The following is a 19,597-nucleotide window of genomic DNA, read 5'->3' as shown; positions in this document are numbered from 1 at the left end:
CAACCATTGACAAGTGTCCGGGATGTTTCTCTACTGTGAACGCTCACAGAAGCATGGCAGGGCCTCGCGACGGGCGAGGACACCGGTCCATGTGATGCATGGCGAGTTCTCGCAGCAGGCGGGAACCCAGGTCAGGGGAGAAACCCATGCCCAACACCCAGCGCCGGCGGCTCTTCAGGGTCGCAGCCTCCGCCGTCGCCGTGACGCTCGGCGCCACCGCACTCGCCGCATGCGGTTCGTCCGACGACGACGGCAACGGCGCACAGTCGGGACCGGTCTCGCTCACGTACTGGACGTGGACGCCCGGCATGGACAAGGTCGTGGACCTGTGGAACAAGGGGCCGGGCAAGAAGGACCAGATCACGGTCACGGTGAAGAAGCAGGCGTCCGGCGACACGCTGGTCACCAAGATCCTCACCGCGCACAAGGCGGGCAAGGCCCCCGACCTGGTGCAGGCCGAGTACCAGGCGCTGCCGACGCTCGTCAGCAATGACGCGCTGGCGGACATAGCGAAGAACGTCGGCGACGTGAAGGGCAAGTTCGCCGACGGCGTCTGGCAGCAGACGACGCTGGGCACGGACGCGGTCTACGCGGTGCCGCAGGACATCGGCCCGATGATGTTCTACTACCGCGAGGACCTGTTCAAGGAGTACGGCCTGACCGTCCCCACCACCTGGGAGCAGTTCGCGCAGACCGCCCGCGCGCTGAAGAAGAAGTCCCCGGAGACGGACCTCACCACCTTCTCCGCCAACGACTCCGGCCTCTTCGCGGGCCTCGCCCAGCAGGCCGGCGCCAAGTGGTGGACCACCTCCGGCGACAAGTGGCAGGTCGGCATCAACGACGCGGCGACCAGGAAGGTCGCCGACTTCTGGGGCGGCCTCGTCAAGGAGGGCGCCGTCGACAACCAGCCGATGTACACCCCGGCCTGGAACAAGGCGCTCAACACCGGCAAGCAGATCGCCTGGGTCAGCGCCGTGTGGGCGCCGGGCACCCTGACCACCGCCGCCCCGGACACCAAGGGCAAGTGGGCCATGGCCCCGCTCCCGCAGTGGTCGCAGACCGACAATGTCACGGGCAGTTGGGGCGGTTCCTCCACCGCCGTCACGACGGACTCCGAGAACAAGGAGGCCGCCGCCAAGTTCGCCGCCTGGCTCAACACCGACGGCGACGCGCTCAACGCGCTGGCCAAGGAGAGCGGCATCTACCCGGCCTCCAGTTCCGCCCAGCTCAGCGGCGCCTTCATCAGCCCGCCGGCGTACTTCTCGAACCAGGCGGACTTCTACACCACCGCCGCCAAGATCGCGAAGACCACGGCGCCGTCGGCCTGGGGCCCGAACGTGAACGTCGCCTACACCACCTTCAAGGACGCCTTCGGCGCCGCCGCGAAGGACAAGTCGGACTTCTCCGCCGCCCTGGACAAGATGCAGGCGGACACCGTGGCCGACATGAAGAAGCAGGGCTTCGAGGTCTCCGAGTGACGAGCGCACACCGGAAGTCGTACGGGGCCGAGGGGGCCCCGTACGCCTCCCCGTCTCCCGTCGGCACCCGCGAACGGGTGCGCAGCGCCCCCTACTTCTTCCTCGTTCCCGCCACCGTCCTCTTCGCCCTGTTCTTCGCGCTGCCCATCGGCTACGCGCTGTGGCTCAGCTTCCACAAGGTGAAGGTGTCCGGCCTCGGCCTGGGCGCCGGCGCCCGGAAGGAGGTCTGGGCCGGCCTGGACAACTACACCGCCGCCTTCACCGACAGCGAGCTGCTGGACGGCGCCCTGCGCGTCCTCGGCTACGGCTGCATCGTCGTCCCGGTGATGCTGGGCCTCGCCCTGGTGTTCGCGCTGATGCTCGACTCCGACAAGGTGCGGCTGGCCCCGTTCACCCGCCTCGCGATCTTCCTGCCGTACGCCATCCCCGGTGTCGTGGCGGCGCTGCTGTGGGGCTTCCTGTACCTGCCGGACGTCAGCCCCTTCTACTTCGTGCTCGAGCGGCTGGGCCTGCCGCAGCCGGACCTGCTGGACGGCGGCCCGCTCTATCTCGCCCTGTCGAACATCGCGATCTGGGGCGGCACCGGCTTCAACATGATCGTCATCTACACCTCGCTCCAGGCCATCCCGGTGGAGGTGTACGAGGCGGCCAAGCTGGACGCGCCACCCCGCTGCAGATCGCCCTCAGGATCAAGATCCCGATGGTGGCGCCCTCGCTGGTGCTCACCTTCTTCTTCTCGATCATCGCGACGCTCCAGGTGTTCAACGAGCCGACCACCCTCAAACCGCTCACCAACTCCGTGTCCACGACGTGGAGCCCGCTGATGAAGGTCTACCGGGACGCGTTCGGCACCGGTGACATCTACTCGGCGGCCGCCCAGGCCGTGATCATCGCCATCGCCACGCTGCTGCTGTCCTTCGGCTTCCTGCGGGCCGCGAACCGTCGTAACAAGCAGGGGGCAGCCCAGTGAGTTCTCTCGCCGTCCACAAGGCCCCGGCGGCGGCGGACGCCACGGGTGCCGAGCACAGCAACCGTCCGCCGCGGCGCCGGCTCTCCCTCGTTCCGACGATCACGCTGCTCCTGGGCGCGCTGTACTGCCTGCTGCCGGTGGCGTGGGTGGTGATCGCGTCCACCAAGTCGGGCAGCGAACTGTTCTCCACGTTCACGTTCCTGCCCGGCAGCGGCTTCACCGACAACCTGACCGACCTCAACGCCTACCGCGACGGCATCTACTGGCAGTGGATGGCCAACTCCGCCCTCTACGCCGGTCTCGGCGCCCTGCTGTCGACGTGCGTGTCCGCGTTCAGCGGCTACGCGCTGGCGACGTACCGCTTCCGCGGTCGCGAGACGATGTTCAACGTCCTGCTGGCGGGCGTGCTGATGCCGCCGATCATCCTGGCCATCCCCCAGTACCTGCTGATGGCCCAGGCCGATCTCACGGACTCCTACTGGTCCGTGCTGCTGCCGCAGGTCCTCTCCCCCTACGGCGTCTACCTCGCGCGCATCTACGCGGCCGCGGCCGTGCCGAGCGACGTGGTCGAGGCCGGCCGGATGGACGGGGCCGGCGAGTGGCGGATCTTCACCCGGATCGCGCTGCCGATGATGATCCCCGGCATGGTGACGGTGTTCCTGTTCCAGTTCGTCGCCGTGTGGAACAACTTCCTGCTGCCGTACATCATGCTCAGCGACGACGAGAAGTTCCCGATCACGCTCGGTCTCTTCACGCTGCTGGAGCAGGGCGCCAACACACCGGCCCTGTACACGCTGGTGATCACCGGCGCGTTCCTCGCGGTGCTCCCGCTGGTGGCGCTGTTCCTGGTCATTCAGCGGTTCTGGAGCCTCGACCTGCTGTCCGGGGCCGTAAAGTCATGACCATGAGCAGCACGGGGGGCAGGCGCAAGCCGCCGACGATCCACGACGTGGCGCGCGAGGCGGGAGTCTCACGAGGGACCGTCTCGCGCGTGCTCAACGGCGGCCACTACGTCAGCCCTTCCGCACAGGAGGCGGTCGACGCCGCCATCCGCAGGACGGGTTACGTCGTGAACCGGCACGCCCGCTCCCTGATCACCGGCCGCTCCGACTCCGTCGGGTTCCTGCTGACGGAGCCCCAGGAGCGGTTCTTCGAGGACCCCAACTTCAACGTCCTGCTGCGGGGATGCACCCAGGCGCTGGCCAAGCACGACGTCCCGCTGCTGCTGATGCTGGCCGGGACCGAGGACGAGCGGCGGCGCATCACGCGGTACATCACCGCCGGGCACGTCGACGGGGTACTGCTGGTGTCCAGCCACTCGGGGGACCCGATCGCCACCGAGCTGCGCGAGGCGGGCGTGCCGCTCGTCGCCTGCGGCAAGCCGATCGGAATCGGGTCGAAGGTGAGCTACGTGGCAGCCGACGACCGGGACGGCGCGCGGGACATGGTCCGCCATCTGCTCGCCCAGGGCCGTCGACGGATCGCCGTCGTCACGGGCCCGCTGGACACCCCCGGCGGTGTGGAGCGGCTCGCCGGCTACAAGGAGGTGCTCGCCGAGGCGGGCATCGAGGTCGACGAACGGCTGGTCGTGTCCGGGGACTACAGCCGGGCCAGCGGTGAGGCGGGCGCCGAGCGGCTGCTGGCGCAGGCACCCGATCTGGACGCGGTGTTCGTCGCGTCGACCTGATGGCACAGGGGGTGCTCGCCGCGCTGCGGCAGGCCGGCCGCCGGGTGCCGGAGGACGTCGCGGTCGGCGGCTTCGACGACTCCCCCGCGGCCACCGCGTCCACCCCGGCGCTCACCACGATCCGCCAGCCCTGGGACCGGATCAGCAGCGAGATGGTCCGCGTCCTCCTCGCCCAGATCGGCGGCGAGGACCCGGCCGCGGTCATCCTGCCCACGGAACTGGTCAGACGCGAGTCGACGTGACGACGGACCGGAACCGGGACCCGGCGGGGCCCTGAGACCGGGCCCACCCCTCAGGCCCCCGACCCTCGACGTCGCCGGTCCCGAGCGGGCGGGGCCCAGGGGGCGAGGTCCGCCCCCGTAGCCGTGGTCCTCGACGTCGCCCGTCCCGAGTCGGCGGCTCCTCGGGCCTGCCGGTCGGATGCGCCCACCCGCGGGGGTGCCCCCCCGGCCGCGGGCCGCTGCCCGGAACCTCGGGACAGCAGGACCAGCGCCGGAGCCGCCCACGTCCGTGGCGCGGGACCCATCCCTGAGGCCCCGGCCCTCGATGTCACCGGTCTCGAGCCGGCAAGCCCTGAGGATGGGGTCCGCCCATGAAGCGCAGGCCCTCGGCGTCGCCGGTCCCGCGCGGGCGGTTCCTCGGGCCTGACGGTCGGATGGGGTCGTCGGAGGCGGGGTCTGACGAACTGGCCGCGGGCGGTCGCCGGGGTGCGGCGTGAACACCGGGTCGGCTGCCCTCGCTTCCGGCGTGCGTTGCCGAACGGTCAGGATCGGAGAAGCGGTCGAAGGAGCCTCGGCCTAGCGTGGAGCCATCGACGACATCCGTCGGTCCCCGCATCATCGAGGAGTACGCCATGACCGCCGGCCTGCAGACCATCATCTACCCCGTCAAGGACCTCGACCGGGCGAAGGCCCTCTTCCGGGCTCTGCTCGAGGTCGAGCCGTACGCCGACGAGAGCTACTACGTCGGCTTCAAGGCCGCCGGACAGGACGTCGGGCTGGACCCGAACGGGCACTCCAAGGGCATGACCGGACCGGTGCCGTACTGGCACGTCAGTGACATCCGGGCCCAGCTGGCGGCACTCGTGGAGGCGGGAGCCGACGTGCTCCAGGACGTGCAGGACGTCGGCGGCGGCAAGCTGATCGCCTTCGTGAAGGACGCCGACGGAAACCTCGTCGGGCTGACCCAGGACCCGGCGGCCTCCTGAGCCGTCCGACGCGTCCCGCGCGGCCCGAGATCCCTTGCACCCGCACTAGTTGCACGGTAAACAAACCGTGGAATCGGTGTTACCGTGCAGGTATGGCAGCGAACACGGCCGGGATCGACCTCGAGGACCGGTGGCGGGACATTCTGTCGGTGCACGCGCGCACGACGTGCGAGATCGACCGCGTGCTGCATCCGCACGGTCTCGGGGCGAGCGACTTCGAGGTGCTCGACATCCTCGCCACCGAGGCACCCCGGCCGGGTGACCAGTGCCGGGTGCAGAATCTCGCCGGACGTGTCCACCTCAGCCAGAGCGCACTCTCCCGCCTCATAGGGCGACTGGAGAAGGACGGCCTGGTGGAGCGTTCCGTCTGCATGGAGGACCGACGCGGGGTATGGGTCGCCCTCACCCCGAAGGGCCGCGACCTCCACGACGAGGTGCTGCCGCTCCAGCGCGAGGTACTGGCCCGGATGCTGGCCGGCTGAGCCCGGGGATCACCGGGCCAGCAGGGTGCGTACTCCCTCGGAGGTGAGCGTCAGCGGGTGGTCGCCCGCGGCGTCGATGGAGAGCGACAGATCGCCCTCCGGCCACTGGTGGGCGAGCGCGCCGAGGGGCACCACGCGGTAGCGGTCGACACCCGGGAGCAGGTCGACCATCTCGGGCTCGGAGGTGAAGACGGGGACGATGGGCGCCGAGCCCGGCTGCTCCAGGACGGGCAGGGCCAGCATGCTGGGGTTGGTCACGTCCTCGTCGGTGGCGTCCTCGGGCACGGGCACCAGGACGTCGCAGTGGGCGAGAGTGTCCAGTGCGGCCGTGTCCCCGGTGTCCCTGGCCAGCGCGTCCAGCGCGCTCGCGGCGGTGGTGACGTCGCGGTCGGGTGTCTCCATGGCAGGTCTCCCCAGGTAGCGGTGGTTGGCACGTCCGGCCTCGCGTACCCGCTCCGACGACGGACAATCGGGTTTTCGGCCACCGCCCTTCATTCGCCTCTCATCTTCCGCCGACGTCCGGCGGTCGGGGTCCGGCGTCCGGCGGTCGACGTCCGGCGGTCGGCGGTCGACGTCCGGCGGTCGGCGGTCGGCGACACGCCGCCCGCGGGCCACTGCCCGCCGCCCTCCATCCGCGACCCGCCGGAGATCACGTGTCCGCACTCCGGACGCGTCTACGGGGCGTGCCGCCGGGCCGACTCGTTCTCCTGGGCCATGCGGCGCAGGGCCATCAGGGCGGGCTCCAGGAGGACGGTCAGCAGCAGGGCTCGTTCGGCCGCTTCCAACGGGTCGGGGAGGTCGTCGAGTTGGTCGAGATCCAGGGCGGCGATCCCTTCGGCGAGGCGGGCGTAGGGCAACAGAACGTGCCGGTCCATGGGGACGCCCAGCGAGCGCAGGGAGGTCAGGGTCTCGGCGAGGGTGGCGCGAGCGGGCGCCGACTCGTGCACGTGCCAGCCCAACTCCTCGACGAGCGACTCCACTTCACCGGTCGCCGGGTCCTGTTCGGCGGACTCGCCGGACAGGGACACCGAGCCCAGGGTGAGGCCCAGCAGGAGGTGGGTGTCGCCGGTGTGCGCCTCCAGCGCGTCCAACACCTCACGGGTGGTGGCGACGGACAGTCCTCGTACGCCCGTCAGCGCACGGATCAGGCGCAGCCTGCGCAGATGCCGGTCGTCGTACTCGGCCTGGGTCGCCGAGGTCTGCCGGCCGGGCGCGAGGAGGCCCTCGCGGAGGTAGTACTTGATCGTCGTCACGGAGACACCGCTGCGGCGGCTCAGTTCGGAAACGCGCATCGGGACGACTCCGCTCTAGCAATTGGATACCTCCACTGTCTAACATGGATAGCGAAGGTATCCAATCGTTCCGCCACGGATCCTTCTCCTCCCTCCTGCCTCACAGAAGGCCGCAGCCATGCCCACTCTGCCCTGGACCACGCTCAGCGAGCCCGCCCCCGACGCCGAGGCCTACGTCATGGCCTCCCGCTTCGAGGTGCGCTCCCTCAAGGACGTACCGCGCTTCTTCCTGAAGTCCCTCAGCGCGTGGCGGCAGGTCACCCGCGCACCGGGCGCGTACGGCGCCTCGCTCATCGCCCAGCCCCTCAAGCGCACCTTCTGGACCCTGTCGGCCTGGGAGGACAAGGAGGCGCTGTACCGGTACGCGCGGACCGAACCGCACCGGTCGATCATGAACGGGCTGCGCTCCACCATGAAGGACTCGGCGTTCGCTTTCTGGCAGGTCCCGGCCGACGGGCTGCCCGTCGACTGGGCGGACGCCCGCCGTCGGCTCGCAGAGCAGGAGCGGACCGGCGCCTGACCCCCGGCCCCGCCCTCCCCAGGAGAGGGCACGTCATGACCATGGCCGCACTCGACGACCTCCTACAGACCCCGTCGCGCCGACGGCCCCGCGCGCCCTGGCCGTCGGACCTCGGGTGAACACGAAGGAACCCGATGTCGCCCCGGTTCCGTTCGGCGCACTGTGCGCGCTCGGCATCCCCCCGTCGACCGCTCGCCGAGGGCCGGGCCGAGGAGGCGTGAGGACGCGTCGGTCGCTCACCGGAGGGCGGGGCTCAGGAGACCTCCGGGGCTCCGCACACCTGAGCGAGGGGGCGCTTGAATGATCGGAACAGGAGGTGGTTAGCATATGAGCGCCACCTAGCTCGAAAGAGAATTCTGTGACTGTCAACGACGACTCGTTCACCAACTGGAAGAACCGCGAGGAGATCGCGGAGTCGATGATCCCGATGATCGGGAAGCTCCACCGGGAGCGGGACGTCACCGTCCTGCTGCACAGCCGCTCCCTGGTGAACAAGTCGGTGGTGAGCATCCTCAAGACCCACCGCTTCGCCCGGCAGATCGCCGGTGAGGAACTCTCGGTCACCGAGACCCTGCCGTTCCTCCAGGCCCTCACCGAGCTGGACCTCGGTCCGTCCCAGATCGACATCGGTCTGCTCGCCGAGCACTACCGCGCGGACGACCACGGTCTGTCGGTGCGCGAGTTCACCGCCGACGCCGTAGCCGGTGCCACCGGCGCCGACAAGATCGAGCGCCGGGAGCCGCGCGACGTCGTGCTGTACGGCTTCGGCCGCATCGGCCGCCTCGTCGCCCGCCTGCTCATCGAGAAGTCCGGGTCCGGCAACGGTCTGCGGCTGCGCGCCGTCGTGGTGCGCGGGGGCGGCGAACAGGACCTCGTCAAGCGGGCCTCACTGCTGCGCCGCGACTCCGTGCACGGCCAGTTCCAGGGCACGATCACCGTCGACGAGGACAACAGCACCATCCTCGCCAACGGCAACGAGATCAAGGTGATCTACGCCGACGACCCGAGCCAGGTCGACTACACGGCGTACGGCATCAACGACGCGATCCTCATCGACAACACCGGCAAGTGGCGGGACCGTGAGGGGCTGTCGAAGCACCTGCGTCCCGGTATCGACAAGGTCGTGCTGACCGCGCCCGGCAAGGGTGACGTCCCCAACATCGTGCACGGCGTCAACCACGACACGATCAAGCCGGACGAGCGGATCCTGTCCTGTGCGTCCTGCACCACCAACGCGATCGTCCCGCCGTTGAAGGCCATGGCGGACGAGTACGGCGTGCTGCGCGGCCACGTGGAGACCGTCCACTCGTTCACCAACGACCAGAACCTGCTGGACAACTACCACAAGTCCGACCGCCGGGGCCGCTCCGCGCCGCTCAACATGGTCATCACCGAGACGGGCGCCGCCTCCGCCGTGGCCAAGGCGCTGCCCGACCTCAAGGCGCGGATCACCGGCAGCTCGATCCGGGTGCCGGTGCCGGACGTGTCGATCGCGATCCTCAACCTCCAGCTGGCCCGCGAGGCCGACCGGGACGAGGTCCTCGACTACCTGCGGGACGTGTCGCTGACCTCGCCGCTGAAGCGCCAGATCGACTTCATCAGCGCCCCCGACGCGGTCTCCAGCGACTTCATCGGCTCGCGCCACGCCTCGATCGTCGACGCCGGAGCGCTGAAGGTGGAGGGCGACAACGCGATCCTCTACCTCTGGTACGACAACGAGTTCGGCTACTCCTGCCAGGTCGTCCGCGTCGTTCAGCACGTGTCGGGCGTCGAGTACCCGACGTTCCCGGCGCCGCGCGTCTGACCGGCCCGTCCGGCCCGGTCGCCCCGGGCCGGACAGCCGGGGTGCGCTCAGGCCGAGGCCGTCTCCGGGCGGCCCGGCTCGGCCCACTGGGTGTGGAAGGCGCCGGGCCGGTCGGTACGGCCGTAGGTGTGCGCGCCGAAGTAGTCGCGCTGGCCCTGGAGCAGGGCGGCGGGGAGCCGGCCGGCGCGCAGGGTGTCGTAGTGCGCGAGGGCCGCGGAGAACGCGGGGACGGGGATGCCCCGACGGGCCGCGGAGGCCACCGTCTCCCGCCAGGGCACCTGGGCGTCGGTGATCTCCATGGCGAACTCCATCTCCCCCAGCAGGCTGACCAGTTCGGGGTCGGCGGCGTACGCGGTGCGGATGCGGTCGAGGAACGTGGCGCGGATGATGCAGCCGCCGCGCCAGATTCCGGCGACCGCGCCGAGGTCGATCTTCCAGCCGAACTCGCCCGCCGCGTCCTGGATCATCTTCCAGCCCTGGTCGTAGGCGATGACCTTCGAGGCGTACAGGGCGTGCTCCACCTGTGAGGCGAAGCGGGCGGCCTCCGTACGACTGATGGCGGGGGTGGTGCCGCCGGGCAGCCCGGAGTAGGCGGCCCGCAGGTCGGCCTGGCCGGAGGCGGCGCGGGCGAACGTGGCCTGGGCGATGGCGGTGACCGGGGAGCCGAGGTCGAGGGCGGTCTGCACGGTCCAGCGGCCGGTGCCCTTCTGCCCGGCCGCGTCGGTCACGATGTCCACGAACGGCAGGCCGGTGGCCTCGTCGGTGTGGGCGAGGACCTCGGCGGTGATCTCGATCAGGTAGGAACCGAGACGCCCCTCGTTCCAGGAGCGGAAGATGTCCGCGATCTCGGCCGGGGAGTATCCGGCGACCTGGCGCAGCAGGTCGTAGGCCTCGGCGATGAGCTGCATGTCGGCGTACTCGATGCCGTTGTGCACCATCTTGACGAAGTGTCCGGCGCCGTCGGTGCCGACGTGCGCCGCGCAGGGCTCGCCGCCGACCCGCGCACTGACCGCCTCGAACATCGGCCCCAGCACGTCGTACGACTCGGTCGAGCCGCCGACCATGATCGACGGCCCGTTGAGGGCGCCCTCCTCGCCGCCGGACACGCCGGTGCCGACGAAGTGCAGGCCCCGCGCACGCAGGGCCTCCTCTCGGCGGCGGGTGTCGGCGAAGTGGGCGTTGCCACCGTCGATGATCATGTCGCCGGGCTCCAGGAGCGGGGCGAACTCGTCGATGACGGCATCCGTGACGGCCCCCGCCTGCACCATGATCATCAGCCGACGGGGGCGTTCGAGCGCGGCGACGAAGTCCCGCGCCGTCTCCGCCGGGACGAACGCGCCCTCGTGTCCGAACTCCTCGACGAGCGCACGCGTGCGGCCCGCGGTGCGGTTGTGGACGGCGACGGTGTAGCCGTTGCGGGCGAAGTTCCGCGCGAGGTTGCGGCCCATCACACCGAGACCGGTGACACCGATGGCAGCGGTTGCGTTCATGAGGTAAGTCCCTTGGATCGACGGCGCGTCCGGGGGCGCACGGCCCCTCGTTCCCCCCACATACGGCTGCGAGTCGGGATCGTCTCGATCCGGGCGCGGCCAATCGCGGAGCCGGGGGCGCCGGCTCGGCCGTCGCGGCACGCGGGACGGCGGGCAGCCCTCCCGTGGGCCGGGAAGGACGCCGTGAGCGTCGCCGGTTCGTCGACGCACCGCCTTTCGAGCGGGCCACCCCGACCGGGTCGGCCGGCCACCCGTACTTGCAGCGGGAAACCGATCGGTTTACGGTGATGCGAAACCGATCAGTTTCCCTATGGGTGCGGAGTCCATCATGACGACGAATCGGCCGGTGGCACTCGTGACGGGTGCGTCATCCGGCATCGGTAAGCAAGCCGCGCTCGCGCTGGTCTCAGCGGGTTTCGACGTGGTGGGCACCAGCCGTGACACCTCACGCGTCACCCCGCTCGACGGTGTGACGTTCCTCGACCTGGACGTGGCCGGTGACGCCTCGGCCACCGCCGCCGTCGAGCAGGTGGTCAAGCGGTTCGGACGGATCGACGTCCTGGTCAACAACGCCGGTGTCGGCTCGCTGGGCGCGGCCGAGGAAACCTCCCTCGCGCAGGCCCGGGGCGTTTTCGACACCAACGTCTTCGGGGTCATGCGCATGGTGAACGCGGTGCTGCCGCACATGCGCGCGCAGGGACGCGGGCGCATCATCAACATCTCGTCCGTACTCGGGTTCCTGCCCCAGCCCTACATGGCCGCCTACGCCGCCTCGAAGCACGCGATCGAGGGCTACTCCGAGTCCCTGGACCACGAGGTCCGCGAGCACGGCGTCCGGGTGATCATCGTCCAACCCGCGTACACCAGAACCGGTTTCGAGGCCAACAGCGGTAAGCCCGACTCGCCCCTACAGGTCTACGCCAAGGGGCGGCAGACCGTCGACCGCGTGATGGCGGCGGCGATCCGGGACGGCGACGCCCCCACCGTCGTCGCCGAGGCCATCGTCGCGGCGGCGACCGACGCCAGGCCGAAGCTGCGCTACACCGCCGGCCCGCTGGCCGGGCGTGCGAGCATGCTGCGCCGCTTCGCCCCCGCCCGGGCCTTCGACAGGCAGATCCGCAAGATGAACAAGCTGGCCGGCTGACACCCGGGCGCACGCGGAGGCGGCGACCGCGTCCATCCGCGCGGACGTCGAAACCGGAACGAGATCCATGAGGACTACACCCCCTGACCGCGTCCCCGGGACATCCCGGAGCACCTGAGGACCCTGACCTGGTGATGGGCGGCGGCGGGTACGAAGACCTCACCGGCCGGTGGGAGACTCCTGCTCGGGCACCGGCCGAAGACCGTCCGGTGGGCGCGGGCGGCCCAGCGGCCCGGCGGCCCGGCGGGCGCCGGTAAACCACCCGCGCGTCCAGAAGCCGGCAGGCGCCTGAGTTCCGTGAGCGGGACGTGCGGCCGCGCGGTCGGCGACCGGCCGGTGAACGCCTGGGGCGGGCGGTTCACCGGTGGCCGGCCCGGGGCATGTTCGTCTGCGGGACGCCCGTGCCGTGCGCCGACGTCCCGCTCGGGGCAGGCGAGGGACGAGGGGGAAGACGCGTGGGTTGGACGACTGAGGAGTTCGGGGAATCCCACGAGGGCATCGCGGGCGCGGTCCTGGCCGACGGCAGCGAACCCAAACCGGTGTACCTGGACTTCGGCAGCAGTGCCGACAGCGTGGTCGAGACCAGCGAGTGGTGGGCCTACGACGGGAAACTGCGCCGCCCCAGAGCTACCGGCTTCCGCGCGGCCTGCGCGTGCGGCTGGCGGGGCGAGACCCATCCGATCGACGGCGCGTGGCGGGCGTCGGACGAAGGCTTGTACGACCTGGACGTCTCGGCCGCACGCAGCGACTGGAGGGTGCACATCCGTGCCGTCGAGCGCCGGACGGTGCCGCTCCCCGACCAGCTCACCCACCTGATGCACCAGCTGGAGGAGCAGCTGACCTCCCTGACCGACCGGGCACCGGTGGCCGCCCTCAAGGCAGTGACCATGCTGGAACGGCTGCTGCCCGACATCGGTCAGGAGGCGGCCCAGGCGGTGCGCGACGACGAGCTGTCCTGGGAGTCCGTCGGCACGGCGCTGGGCGTCAGCCCGGACCGGGCCCGTTCCCTGCTCACCGGCTACCTCCTGCGCCACTGACCACGGCGGCCGGTGCCCGGGTGTGGCCGAGGCCACGTGCTCCCCGGGCGCTCGGCCATGTCCTCGCGCGGGGGACGCGGGCTACGGTGCCAGAGGTCCCTTCCCCCGTACGCAGCTCGGACGGCCATCAGTGCGCGCAGATCTCTCCCCTCTCATAGCGGCGACCGCCCAGTGGCTGACGCGGGCCTACCCGGCCTGCGGCGGCGCGCTGGCGTCCGCCCTGTGCGAGGTGCAGGCCCGCCAGGCGGTGACCGTCGCGGCCTGGCTGCGCTATCCGACCGTGATGGACGCCGCGTTGGTCGGCATGGCGGGGCCGGGCGGCTCGGCCAGGCTGGACCGGATCAGCGGCACGGACTCGGACCCCACAGGCACGGGCGCGGGTACGGACGGTGCGGACGCGTGGCGCAGCTGGGTGGACGAGGTGGTGGCGAGCTGGGCAGCCTGCCTGCTCACCGATCCGGAGCTGGCCGCGCTGGCCGTGGCCGGGCTGGACGGCGGCGATCACACGACCGGCCTGCCGATGGAGTTCCGCCGTCTCCTCGCCCCCGACGCCCGCGACCGTGAAGCCGCGGCCCTCCTCCGCCACCCCGACCTCCTCGCCCCCGTCACCCAGCTGCACAGCACGCAGCTGATGGACCTGCTGGGGCCCGGGCAGGCCCTGATCGCCTGAGGCGCAGGCCCCGAGGGCCACGGACGCGCCCGGCCTCAGGCCGCCGTCCCCAGCACCTCCCCGCCCGGAGACCGCTTCCCCCGCACGCGTCGGAAGCGGTACGGGACCTGGGGTCCGGCGGCCGCGCAGGCTGTGACCGGTGGTGATGCCGGCGGCGACGACGAATCCGCCGGTCATCAGGGCGCCGCTGGGTCCGGGGCAGGCCCTGCTCCTGGGCGCCGCTGCTTCCCGGGCAGGCCCTGCTCCTGGGCGCCGCTGGTTCCCGGGCAGGGGCCCCGATCGCCTGAGGTGCGGCCCCCGAGGGCCACGGACGCGCCCCGACTCGGGCCGCCGCCCCCAGCACCACCCGCCCCGGAACCTCCTCCCCCGCACGCGTCGGAAGCGGCACCCGGGCGTGAGGTCCGGCGGCCACGCAGGACGCGACCGGCGGCGATGCCGGCGGCGACCATGAGCCCGCCCCCCACCAGGGCACCGCTGGGCCCGGGCAGGCCCTGATCATCTGAGGCGCGGGCGCAGGCCCCGAGGGCCACGGACGCGCCCCGACTCAGGCCGCCGTCCCCAGCAGGTCCCGTCCCGGAACCTCCTCCCCCGCACGCGTCGAGAGCGGTACGGGACGTGGGGCGCGGCGGCCACGCAGGACGTGACCGGCGGTGATGCCGGCGGCGACGACGAGTCCGCCGGCCACCAGGGCGCCGCGCGGGCCCGCTAGTTCCATCAGCAGGCCCAGGGCGGGCGGGCCGCCGAGGCTCCACACGGTGCCGATGCTGCTCCACACGCCCAGTACGCGTCCCCGCAGGTGAGGGGGCGGGTCGGTCTGGAGCACGGCGGTTCCGGCCGTGTCGGAGACGGACTCGACGACGGCCATGGGGAGCACGAGCACCAGCAGGACGGCGAGTGAGGGCGACAGCCCGGCCACCACCTGGAGCAGCCCGCCCGCCGCCGCCAGGGTGCCCACCACGCGCACCGAGGGCCGGCGCAGGCGGGCGCCGAGGACCGCCCCCAGGATGCCGCCGACGGCGAGGACGGTGGAGACGGTGCCGAAGGCGCCCGGGCCACCGGCCAGCGGGCCGGTGACGAGCACCGCGAGGGTGAGGCCGTAGTTCCGCCCGAAGACGGCGCTGATGCCGGTGACTCCGGCCAGGGCGAGGAGGCGGGGCCGGCGGGCGAAGAAGGCCAGTCCCTCGCGGATGGTCATGTCGTCGCGTTTCCCGGCGTGGACGGCGACGGCGCGGGGGGCGGCGGCGCGTACGGCCGCGCCGGCCGCCGGGCGCAGGAACGGGATGACCGCGGTCACGAAGAGGAACGACAGACCGTTGGCCGCGTAGGCGGCGGCCGTGCCGAGGAAACCCACCGTGACACCGGCGAGCGCCGCGCCCACGAGCCGGCCCGCGTTGTGGACCAGGGCGCCCACGCCGATCGCGGAGGGCACGTCCTCCTCGGGCACGAGATCGTTGCCGAGCAGGGCACAGGCGGGGCCGTCGATGGTGGCGATGGTGCCGGTCACGGCCGCCAGCACCATCAGGGAGGTCATGTCGAGCAGGTCCAGCGCGACGAGCACGGCCGTGGTGAAGGCGACCACGCCCAGCAGGGCCTGGCTGACGGCGGCCGTCACCTTGCGCGGCCAGCGGTCGACGGCGGCACCGCCCACCACGCTCATGAAGAGCGCGGGGGCCGCCTGTACGGACATGGACAGGCCGGTGGCCGCCGCGGACCCGGTGATCTGGAGGACCAGCAGGTTCTGGACGGTGAGCTGCATCCAGGTGCCGGCGTTGGACACGAAGTTCGCGACGGACCACCAGCGCATGCTGCGGTGCCTGAGGGAGCGCCACGGCGAGCGTGAGGCGTCACGGTCGGGGCTGCCGGAGGCAGGGGTGGGCGCGGAGAGGGATGGGGAAGACACAGTGCGGTACCCGAGGGTGCGAGGGGAGGTCACGGGGCGGCGGAACCGGGGAACGCCGGCTGCTCTGCGCGGCCACTCCACCTGATCGGTTACGGCGCGGACCATCGTGGCAGACGGGACGGGCCGGTGGTCGCCGGACCACTCCCCCCGCGGTGCCTCCGCATGCCCAAACGGGCACGCCTGTGGGGTACTTGCTGTGCCGAGTGCGGTTGCTCACAGGCACTCTCACGGCATGCCGACGGGTCCGCCGCCGTCGGCGCGACCCGGCACCCCGTGCCCGTGGCGTCCGGGGCGTCAGCCCTTCTTGCCGCGCCCGCTCAGCGCGTCGCGCATCCGGTCGACCATGCCCACACCCGGCGCCAGCATCTTGTTGGCGGGGGGCTTGTCCGGGGCGGACGGGTGGGGACGCGTCGGTGCGGTCTTCTTCGCCATGCGGACCTTGTCGCCCAGGTCGTCGAGGGCGTCCGCGGGACAGGCCGAGCGCAGCCGCGGGAACAGGTTCCCCTCCTCGTCGGCGATGTGCTCCCGGATCTCGGTCATCAACATGCGGGTGAGCCGGTCGAACTGCGGGTCGTCCGCCGCGCAGCTCTCCAGGTCCTTCATGATCTGTTCGGCCTCGGCGTGGTCCTCGAGTTCCTTGTCGGCCAGGGTGTTCCCGCCCGCCACGTGCTCGCGCACGGCCGGGTAGAGGTAGGCCTCCTCGGCCACCGAGTGCCTGACCAGCTCCATCGTGACCTGGTCGGCGTACATCTTGCGGTCCTTGTGGCCGGACGGCAGCGCCTCGATCTTGCCGAACAACTCCTCGACCTCACGATGATCGGTCATCAGCTCGTCGATGACGTTCCCACCATGACCCATGTCCTTCACCTCCAGCCTCGGCACGGCGGGCCCGGGGCGACCCGCCAGGGCCCGGGTGCCCCGGGCCGCGCGGCCGACACCGGTTCCGCCGGGTGACTCCCGCGTCCGTGGTGCACGGGGTGCGAACGGGCCCGGTGGTGCCGCCGGTGCGGGACGGTGCTCCTGTGCCGCGGTCGCGGGACGGCCGGTGCCTGAGCACAATAGGGATCAACGTGTGAAAGCTACTGTCCCGGTGACTTCGAGCCGGTGCCGTCGGGAAAACGGCGGCCGATCAGGGCGGCACTGCCGCGCAGCACTCCGCGCGTCCTGTTCCTTCACCCACTCCACAGCCTCCCGTGCCGCACCGGATCAGTGCGCCGACCTCGTGAAGGCGTTACCGGGCGCGAGCGAAGGACGTCCCATGAATGATGCGATCCCCAGCCTGCCCTGGCGTCGTGCCGTGGTGACCGGCGGCGCCGGCTTCCTCGGCAGCCATCTGTGCGAACGCCTGCTGGCTTCAGGTGCCGAAGTCGACTGCGCCGACAACCTGCTGTCCGGTTCACGGGCGAACATCGCCCACCTCGAGGGCCACCCCGGCTTCCGGTTCGTCGAGTGCGACGTCTCCTCGGCGGACTGCCCGGAGCGCCTGGAGGGGCCGTACGACCTGGTCCTGCACTTCGCGTGTCCGGCCTCGCCCGTCGACTATCTGCGGCTGCCGCTGGAGACGCTCGACGTCGGCAGTGCGGGCACGCGCAACATGCTGACCGTCACGGAACGTGACGGTGCCAGGTTCCTGCTGGCCTCCACGTCCGAGGTGTACGGCGATCCGCTGGAGCATCCACAGCGCGAGGACTACTGGGGCAACGTCAATCCCGTCGGCCCGCGCAGCGTGTACGACGAGGCCAAGCGGTTCTCGGAGGCGCTGGTGACCGCCCATGTGCGGGCCCGGGACACCGACGCGGGCATCGTCCGGCTGTTCAACACGTACGGGCCGCGGATGCGAGCCCACGACGGGCGTGCGGTGCCCACCTTCGTGTGTCAGGCGCTGGCCGGTGAGCCGCTGACGGTGGCGGGTGACGGCGGTCAGACGCGGTCCCTCTGCTACGTGGACGACACGGTCGACGGGGTCCTGCTGGTGGCCGCGAGCCACTCGGTGCGGCCGGTGAACATCGGCGGGACCGACGAGGTCACGGTCCGGGACATCGCGCGCCGGGTGGTGGAGCTGACGGGGTCCGGCTCGCGGATCGAGTTCGTCGACCGTCCCGTCGACGATCCGCAGCGCCGCCGACCGGACACGACGCTGGCCCGGGAGCTGCTGGGCTGGGCGCCGAGGGTGCCCTGGGAGGAAGGCATCAAGCACACGATCGCCTACTTCGCCGCGACCCAGCCGACGCGGGAGCCGCAGCTCTGAGACCCGTCCCCCACCCCCGCCACGGAGGCATCGCATGCGCGTACTGGGAATCAACGCCCTCTTCCACGATCCCGCCGCCGCGCTCGTCATGGACGGCAGGATCGTGGCGGCCACGGAGGAGGAGCGTTTCAGCCGGCGCAAGCACGGCAAACGCCCCGTCCCCTTCTCCGCCTGGGAGCTGCCCGAACTGTCCGCCCGCTGGTGCCTGGAGCAGGCCGGGCTGGACCCGTCCGAGCTGGACGCGGTCGCCTACTCCTACGATCCCGACCTCGCGCGCCCGGCGGACCGGCTCGGCCTCGACGACCCCTGGGACCACCTGCGGCAGGAGTACGCGCGCCGCGCCCCCGAGTTCCTGGCCGAGGCGCTGCCCGGCCTCGACCCGGCCAAGGTGCGCTTCGTCCCCCACCACGTCGCCCATGCCGCCTCGGCGGGGCAGGCGTCCCCGTACCCCGACTGCGCGGTCCTCGTGCTCGACGGCCGCGGCGAGTGCGGCTCCCACCTCGCGGGCCGCTACGCGAACCGTGAACTCACCGTCCTGGGCTCGCAGTCCCTGCCCGACTCGATGGGCCTGTTCTACGAGGACCTCACCCAGCACCTCGGCTTCCTGCGCAGCAGCGACGAGTTCAAGGTCATGGCACTCGCCTCGTACGGCACCGCGCGCTTCCTCGACCGGCTGCGCGAGTACGTCGGCACGGACGGGGAGGGCGGTTTCCGGGCCCGTCCCGTCCCGTGGGGGTCGTTGGTCCCGCCGCGTGCCGCGGGCGCCCCCTGGACGCAGGACCACGCCGACCTCGCGGCCAGCGCGCAGGCCTGTCTGGAGGAGGTGCTCCTCGACCTGGTGCGGTGGCTGCACGAGCGCACCGGTGAGGACGTGCTGACCCTCGCCGGCGGGGTGGCGCTGAACTGCGTGGCCAACACCCGGCTGTACCGGGAGGGACCGTTCGAGCGGGTCTGGGTGCAGCCCGCGGCCGGTGACGCCGGGACGGCGCTGGGTGCCGCGCTGCACGTCGCCCACCAGAAGGAGACGGTGGAGGCGATGCCGACGGCCGCACTGGGCCGCGGCTGGAGCGACGCCGAGCTGCGCGACTGGCTGGAGCGGGCGGCCGTACCGTACGAGGAGCCGGCCGACATCGCGGAGGCCGTCGCCGAGGAGCTGGCGCGGGACGGTGTCGTGGCCTGGTTCCAGGGGCGCAGCGAGTACGGGCCTCGGGCGCTCGGCCATCGTTCGCTGCTGGCGCATCCGGGGCGGGCGGAGAACCTGGAGCGGCTGAACGCGGTGAAGGGGCGGGAGGAGTTCCGTCCGGTGGCCCCGATGGTGCTGGCGGAGCGGGCGCCGGAGCTGTTCGACGGGCCGCTGCCCAGCCCGTACATGCTGTTCGTGCACAAGGTGGCCGCCGAGTGGCGGGAGCGGATCCCGGCCGTGGTCCACGTGGACGGCACCGCCCGTATCCAGACCGTCGACCCGGCGGCGGAGCCACTGGTGGCGCGGATGATCGACGCTTTCGAGCGGCGCACCGGGCTGCCGGTGGTGGTCAACACGAGCCTGAACACGGCCGCCGGCCGATGGTCGACGATCCGCGCGACGCCCTGGAGTGCTTCGGGTCCGCGCCGGTGGACCTGCTCGCCCTCGGTCCGTTCGCGGTCCGCCGGAAGAAGGTGTTCGCATGA

The 19,597-nt window shown here is 71.6% G+C and carries 15 protein-coding genes and 3 pseudogenes; 13 read left to right on the top strand and 5 right to left on the bottom strand.

The window, feature by feature from the left end:
* Window positions 1–146 precede the first annotated feature (146 nt).
* The 6 genes and pseudogenes from BM536_RS06750 to BM536_RS06725 all read left to right on the top strand — a co-directional run bounded on the left by BM536_RS06750 (window position 147) and on the right by BM536_RS06725 (window position 5,824).
* The gene (locus BM536_RS06750; protein WP_073497122.1) at window positions 147–1,478 is read left to right on the top strand and encodes an ABC transporter substrate-binding protein; all 1,332 of its coding nucleotides are present in this window, start codon (window positions 147–149) and stop codon (window positions 1,476–1,478) included.
* A pseudogene (locus BM536_RS06745) lies at window positions 1,475–2,448 on the top strand (carbohydrate ABC transporter permease). Before BM536_RS06750 ends, BM536_RS06745 begins: the two are co-directional and overlap by 4 nt.
* Window positions 2,445–3,350, top strand: a complete 906-nt coding sequence (locus BM536_RS06740) for a carbohydrate ABC transporter permease (RefSeq protein ID WP_073497126.1) — start codon at window positions 2,445–2,447, stop codon at window positions 3,348–3,350. Before BM536_RS06745 ends, BM536_RS06740 begins: the two are co-directional and overlap by 4 nt.
* Window positions 3,347–4,377, top strand: a pseudogene (locus tag BM536_RS06735) (LacI family DNA-binding transcriptional regulator). Before BM536_RS06740 ends, BM536_RS06735 begins: the two are co-directional and overlap by 4 nt.
* A gap of 611 nt (window positions 4,378–4,988) precedes the next feature.
* Window positions 4,989–5,342, top strand: a complete 354-nt coding sequence (locus tag BM536_RS06730; RefSeq protein WP_073497144.1) for a VOC family protein — start codon at window positions 4,989–4,991, stop codon at window positions 5,340–5,342.
* Between the two features lie 92 nt (window positions 5,343–5,434).
* The gene (locus BM536_RS06725) at window positions 5,435–5,824 is read left to right on the top strand and encodes a MarR family winged helix-turn-helix transcriptional regulator (RefSeq protein WP_073497128.1); all 390 of its coding nucleotides are present in this window, start codon (window positions 5,435–5,437) and stop codon (window positions 5,822–5,824) included.
* A 9-nt stretch (window positions 5,825–5,833) separates the two neighbouring features.
* On the opposite strand, the gene BM536_RS06720 is transcribed toward BM536_RS06725, so the two are convergent.
* On the bottom strand, window positions 5,834–6,226 hold the full coding sequence (locus BM536_RS06720) for an SseB family protein (protein ID WP_073497130.1): 393 nt from the start codon (window positions 6,224–6,226) through the stop codon (window positions 5,834–5,836).
* 272 nt (window positions 6,227–6,498) lie between these two features.
* Entirely contained in the window at window positions 6,499–7,116 is a 618-nt protein-coding gene (locus tag BM536_RS06715; protein ID WP_073497134.1) for a MerR family transcriptional regulator, read from the bottom strand.
* Between the two features lie 118 nt (window positions 7,117–7,234).
* On the opposite strand from BM536_RS06715, the gene BM536_RS06710 reads away from it, so the two are divergent.
* Both BM536_RS06710 and BM536_RS06705 read left to right on the top strand, forming a co-directional pair.
* The gene (locus tag BM536_RS06710) at window positions 7,235–7,636 is read left to right on the top strand and encodes a DUF3291 domain-containing protein (RefSeq protein ID WP_073497136.1); all 402 of its coding nucleotides are present in this window, start codon (window positions 7,235–7,237) and stop codon (window positions 7,634–7,636) included.
* Between the two features lie 358 nt (window positions 7,637–7,994).
* On the top strand, window positions 7,995–9,440 hold the full coding sequence (locus BM536_RS06705) for a glyceraldehyde-3-phosphate dehydrogenase (RefSeq protein ID WP_073497138.1): 1,446 nt from the start codon (window positions 7,995–7,997) through the stop codon (window positions 9,438–9,440).
* Window positions 9,441–9,487: 47 nt separating this feature from the next.
* Here BM536_RS06705 and gndA read toward each other — a convergent pair whose 3' ends face one another.
* Window positions 9,488–10,930 (bottom strand): NADP-dependent phosphogluconate dehydrogenase, encoded by a 1,443-nt coding sequence (gndA, locus tag BM536_RS06700; protein WP_094102665.1) that lies wholly within the window; start codon window positions 10,928–10,930, stop codon window positions 9,488–9,490.
* Window positions 10,931–11,258: 328 nt separating this feature from the next.
* Between gndA and BM536_RS06695 the strand changes: the two genes are divergently transcribed.
* From BM536_RS06695 to BM536_RS06685, 3 genes are all read left to right on the top strand, one after another.
* Window positions 11,259–12,074: an oxidoreductase gene (locus BM536_RS06695; protein ID WP_073497146.1), complete on the top strand. Its 816-nt coding sequence runs from the start codon at window positions 11,259–11,261 to the stop codon at window positions 12,072–12,074.
* Between the two features lie 455 nt (window positions 12,075–12,529).
* Entirely contained in the window at window positions 12,530–13,111 is a 582-nt protein-coding gene (locus tag BM536_RS06690; protein ID WP_073497142.1) for a hypothetical protein, read from the top strand.
* Window positions 13,112–13,241: 130 nt separating this feature from the next.
* Window positions 13,242–13,781 (top strand): hypothetical protein, encoded by a 540-nt coding sequence (locus BM536_RS06685; protein ID WP_094102664.1) that lies wholly within the window; start codon window positions 13,242–13,244, stop codon window positions 13,779–13,781.
* Between the two features lie 544 nt (window positions 13,782–14,325).
* Here BM536_RS06685 and BM536_RS06680 read toward each other — a convergent pair.
* Window positions 14,326–15,585, bottom strand: a complete 1,260-nt coding sequence (locus tag BM536_RS06680; RefSeq protein WP_245873292.1) for an MFS transporter — start codon at window positions 15,583–15,585, stop codon at window positions 14,326–14,328.
* 390 nt (window positions 15,586–15,975) lie between these two features.
* Window positions 15,976–16,539, bottom strand: a complete 564-nt coding sequence (locus BM536_RS06675) for a hemerythrin domain-containing protein (RefSeq protein WP_073497002.1) — start codon at window positions 16,537–16,539, stop codon at window positions 15,976–15,978.
* 400 nt (window positions 16,540–16,939) lie between these two features.
* Between BM536_RS06675 and BM536_RS06670 the strand changes: the two genes are divergently transcribed.
* Together BM536_RS06670 and BM536_RS06665 are read left to right on the top strand one after the other, a co-directional pair.
* Window positions 16,940–17,929, top strand: coding sequence for an NAD-dependent epimerase/dehydratase family protein (locus tag BM536_RS06670; RefSeq protein WP_073497000.1), 990 nt, complete (start codon window positions 16,940–16,942; stop codon window positions 17,927–17,929).
* Window positions 17,930–17,963: 34 nt separating this feature from the next.
* Window positions 17,964–19,597: pseudogene (locus BM536_RS06665) on the top strand (carbamoyltransferase family protein).

The organism is Streptomyces phaeoluteigriseus, from assembly GCF_001896135.2.
Taxonomy (GTDB): domain Bacteria; phylum Actinomycetota; class Actinomycetes; order Streptomycetales; family Streptomycetaceae; genus Streptomyces; species Streptomyces phaeoluteigriseus.
The sequence above is the reverse complement of the archived record's forward strand: the minus strand, read 5'-3'. Positions and strand labels throughout refer to the sequence as shown.

Coding starts and splice junctions, on each gene's coding strand:
- BM536_RS06750 (WP_073497122.1), top strand. CDS start 147: ATGCCCAACACCCAGCGCCGGCGGCTCTTCAGGGTCGCAGCCTCCGCC.
- BM536_RS06730 (WP_073497144.1), top strand. CDS start 4,989: ATGACCGCCGGCCTGCAGACCATCATCTACCCCGTCAAGGACCTCGAC.
- BM536_RS06725 (WP_073497128.1), top strand. CDS start 5,435: ATGGCAGCGAACACGGCCGGGATCGACCTCGAGGACCGGTGGCGGGAC.
- BM536_RS06720 (WP_073497130.1), bottom strand. CDS start 6,226: ATGGAGACACCCGACCGCGACGTCACCACCGCCGCGAGCGCGCTGGAC.
- BM536_RS06715 (WP_073497134.1), bottom strand. CDS start 7,116: ATGCGCGTTTCCGAACTGAGCCGCCGCAGCGGTGTCTCCGTGACGACG.
- BM536_RS06710 (WP_073497136.1), top strand. CDS start 7,235: ATGCCCACTCTGCCCTGGACCACGCTCAGCGAGCCCGCCCCCGACGCC.
- gndA (WP_094102665.1), bottom strand. CDS start 10,930: ATGAACGCAACCGCTGCCATCGGTGTCACCGGTCTCGGTGTGATGGGC.
- BM536_RS06695 (WP_073497146.1), top strand. CDS start 11,259: ATGACGACGAATCGGCCGGTGGCACTCGTGACGGGTGCGTCATCCGGC.
- BM536_RS06680 (WP_245873292.1), bottom strand. CDS start 15,585: ATGCGCTGGTGGTCCGTCGCGAACTTCGTGTCCAACGCCGGCACCTGG.
- BM536_RS06675 (WP_073497002.1), bottom strand. CDS start 16,539: ATGGGTCATGGTGGGAACGTCATCGACGAGCTGATGACCGATCATCGT.
- BM536_RS06670 (WP_073497000.1), top strand. CDS start 16,940: ATGAATGATGCGATCCCCAGCCTGCCCTGGCGTCGTGCCGTGGTGACC.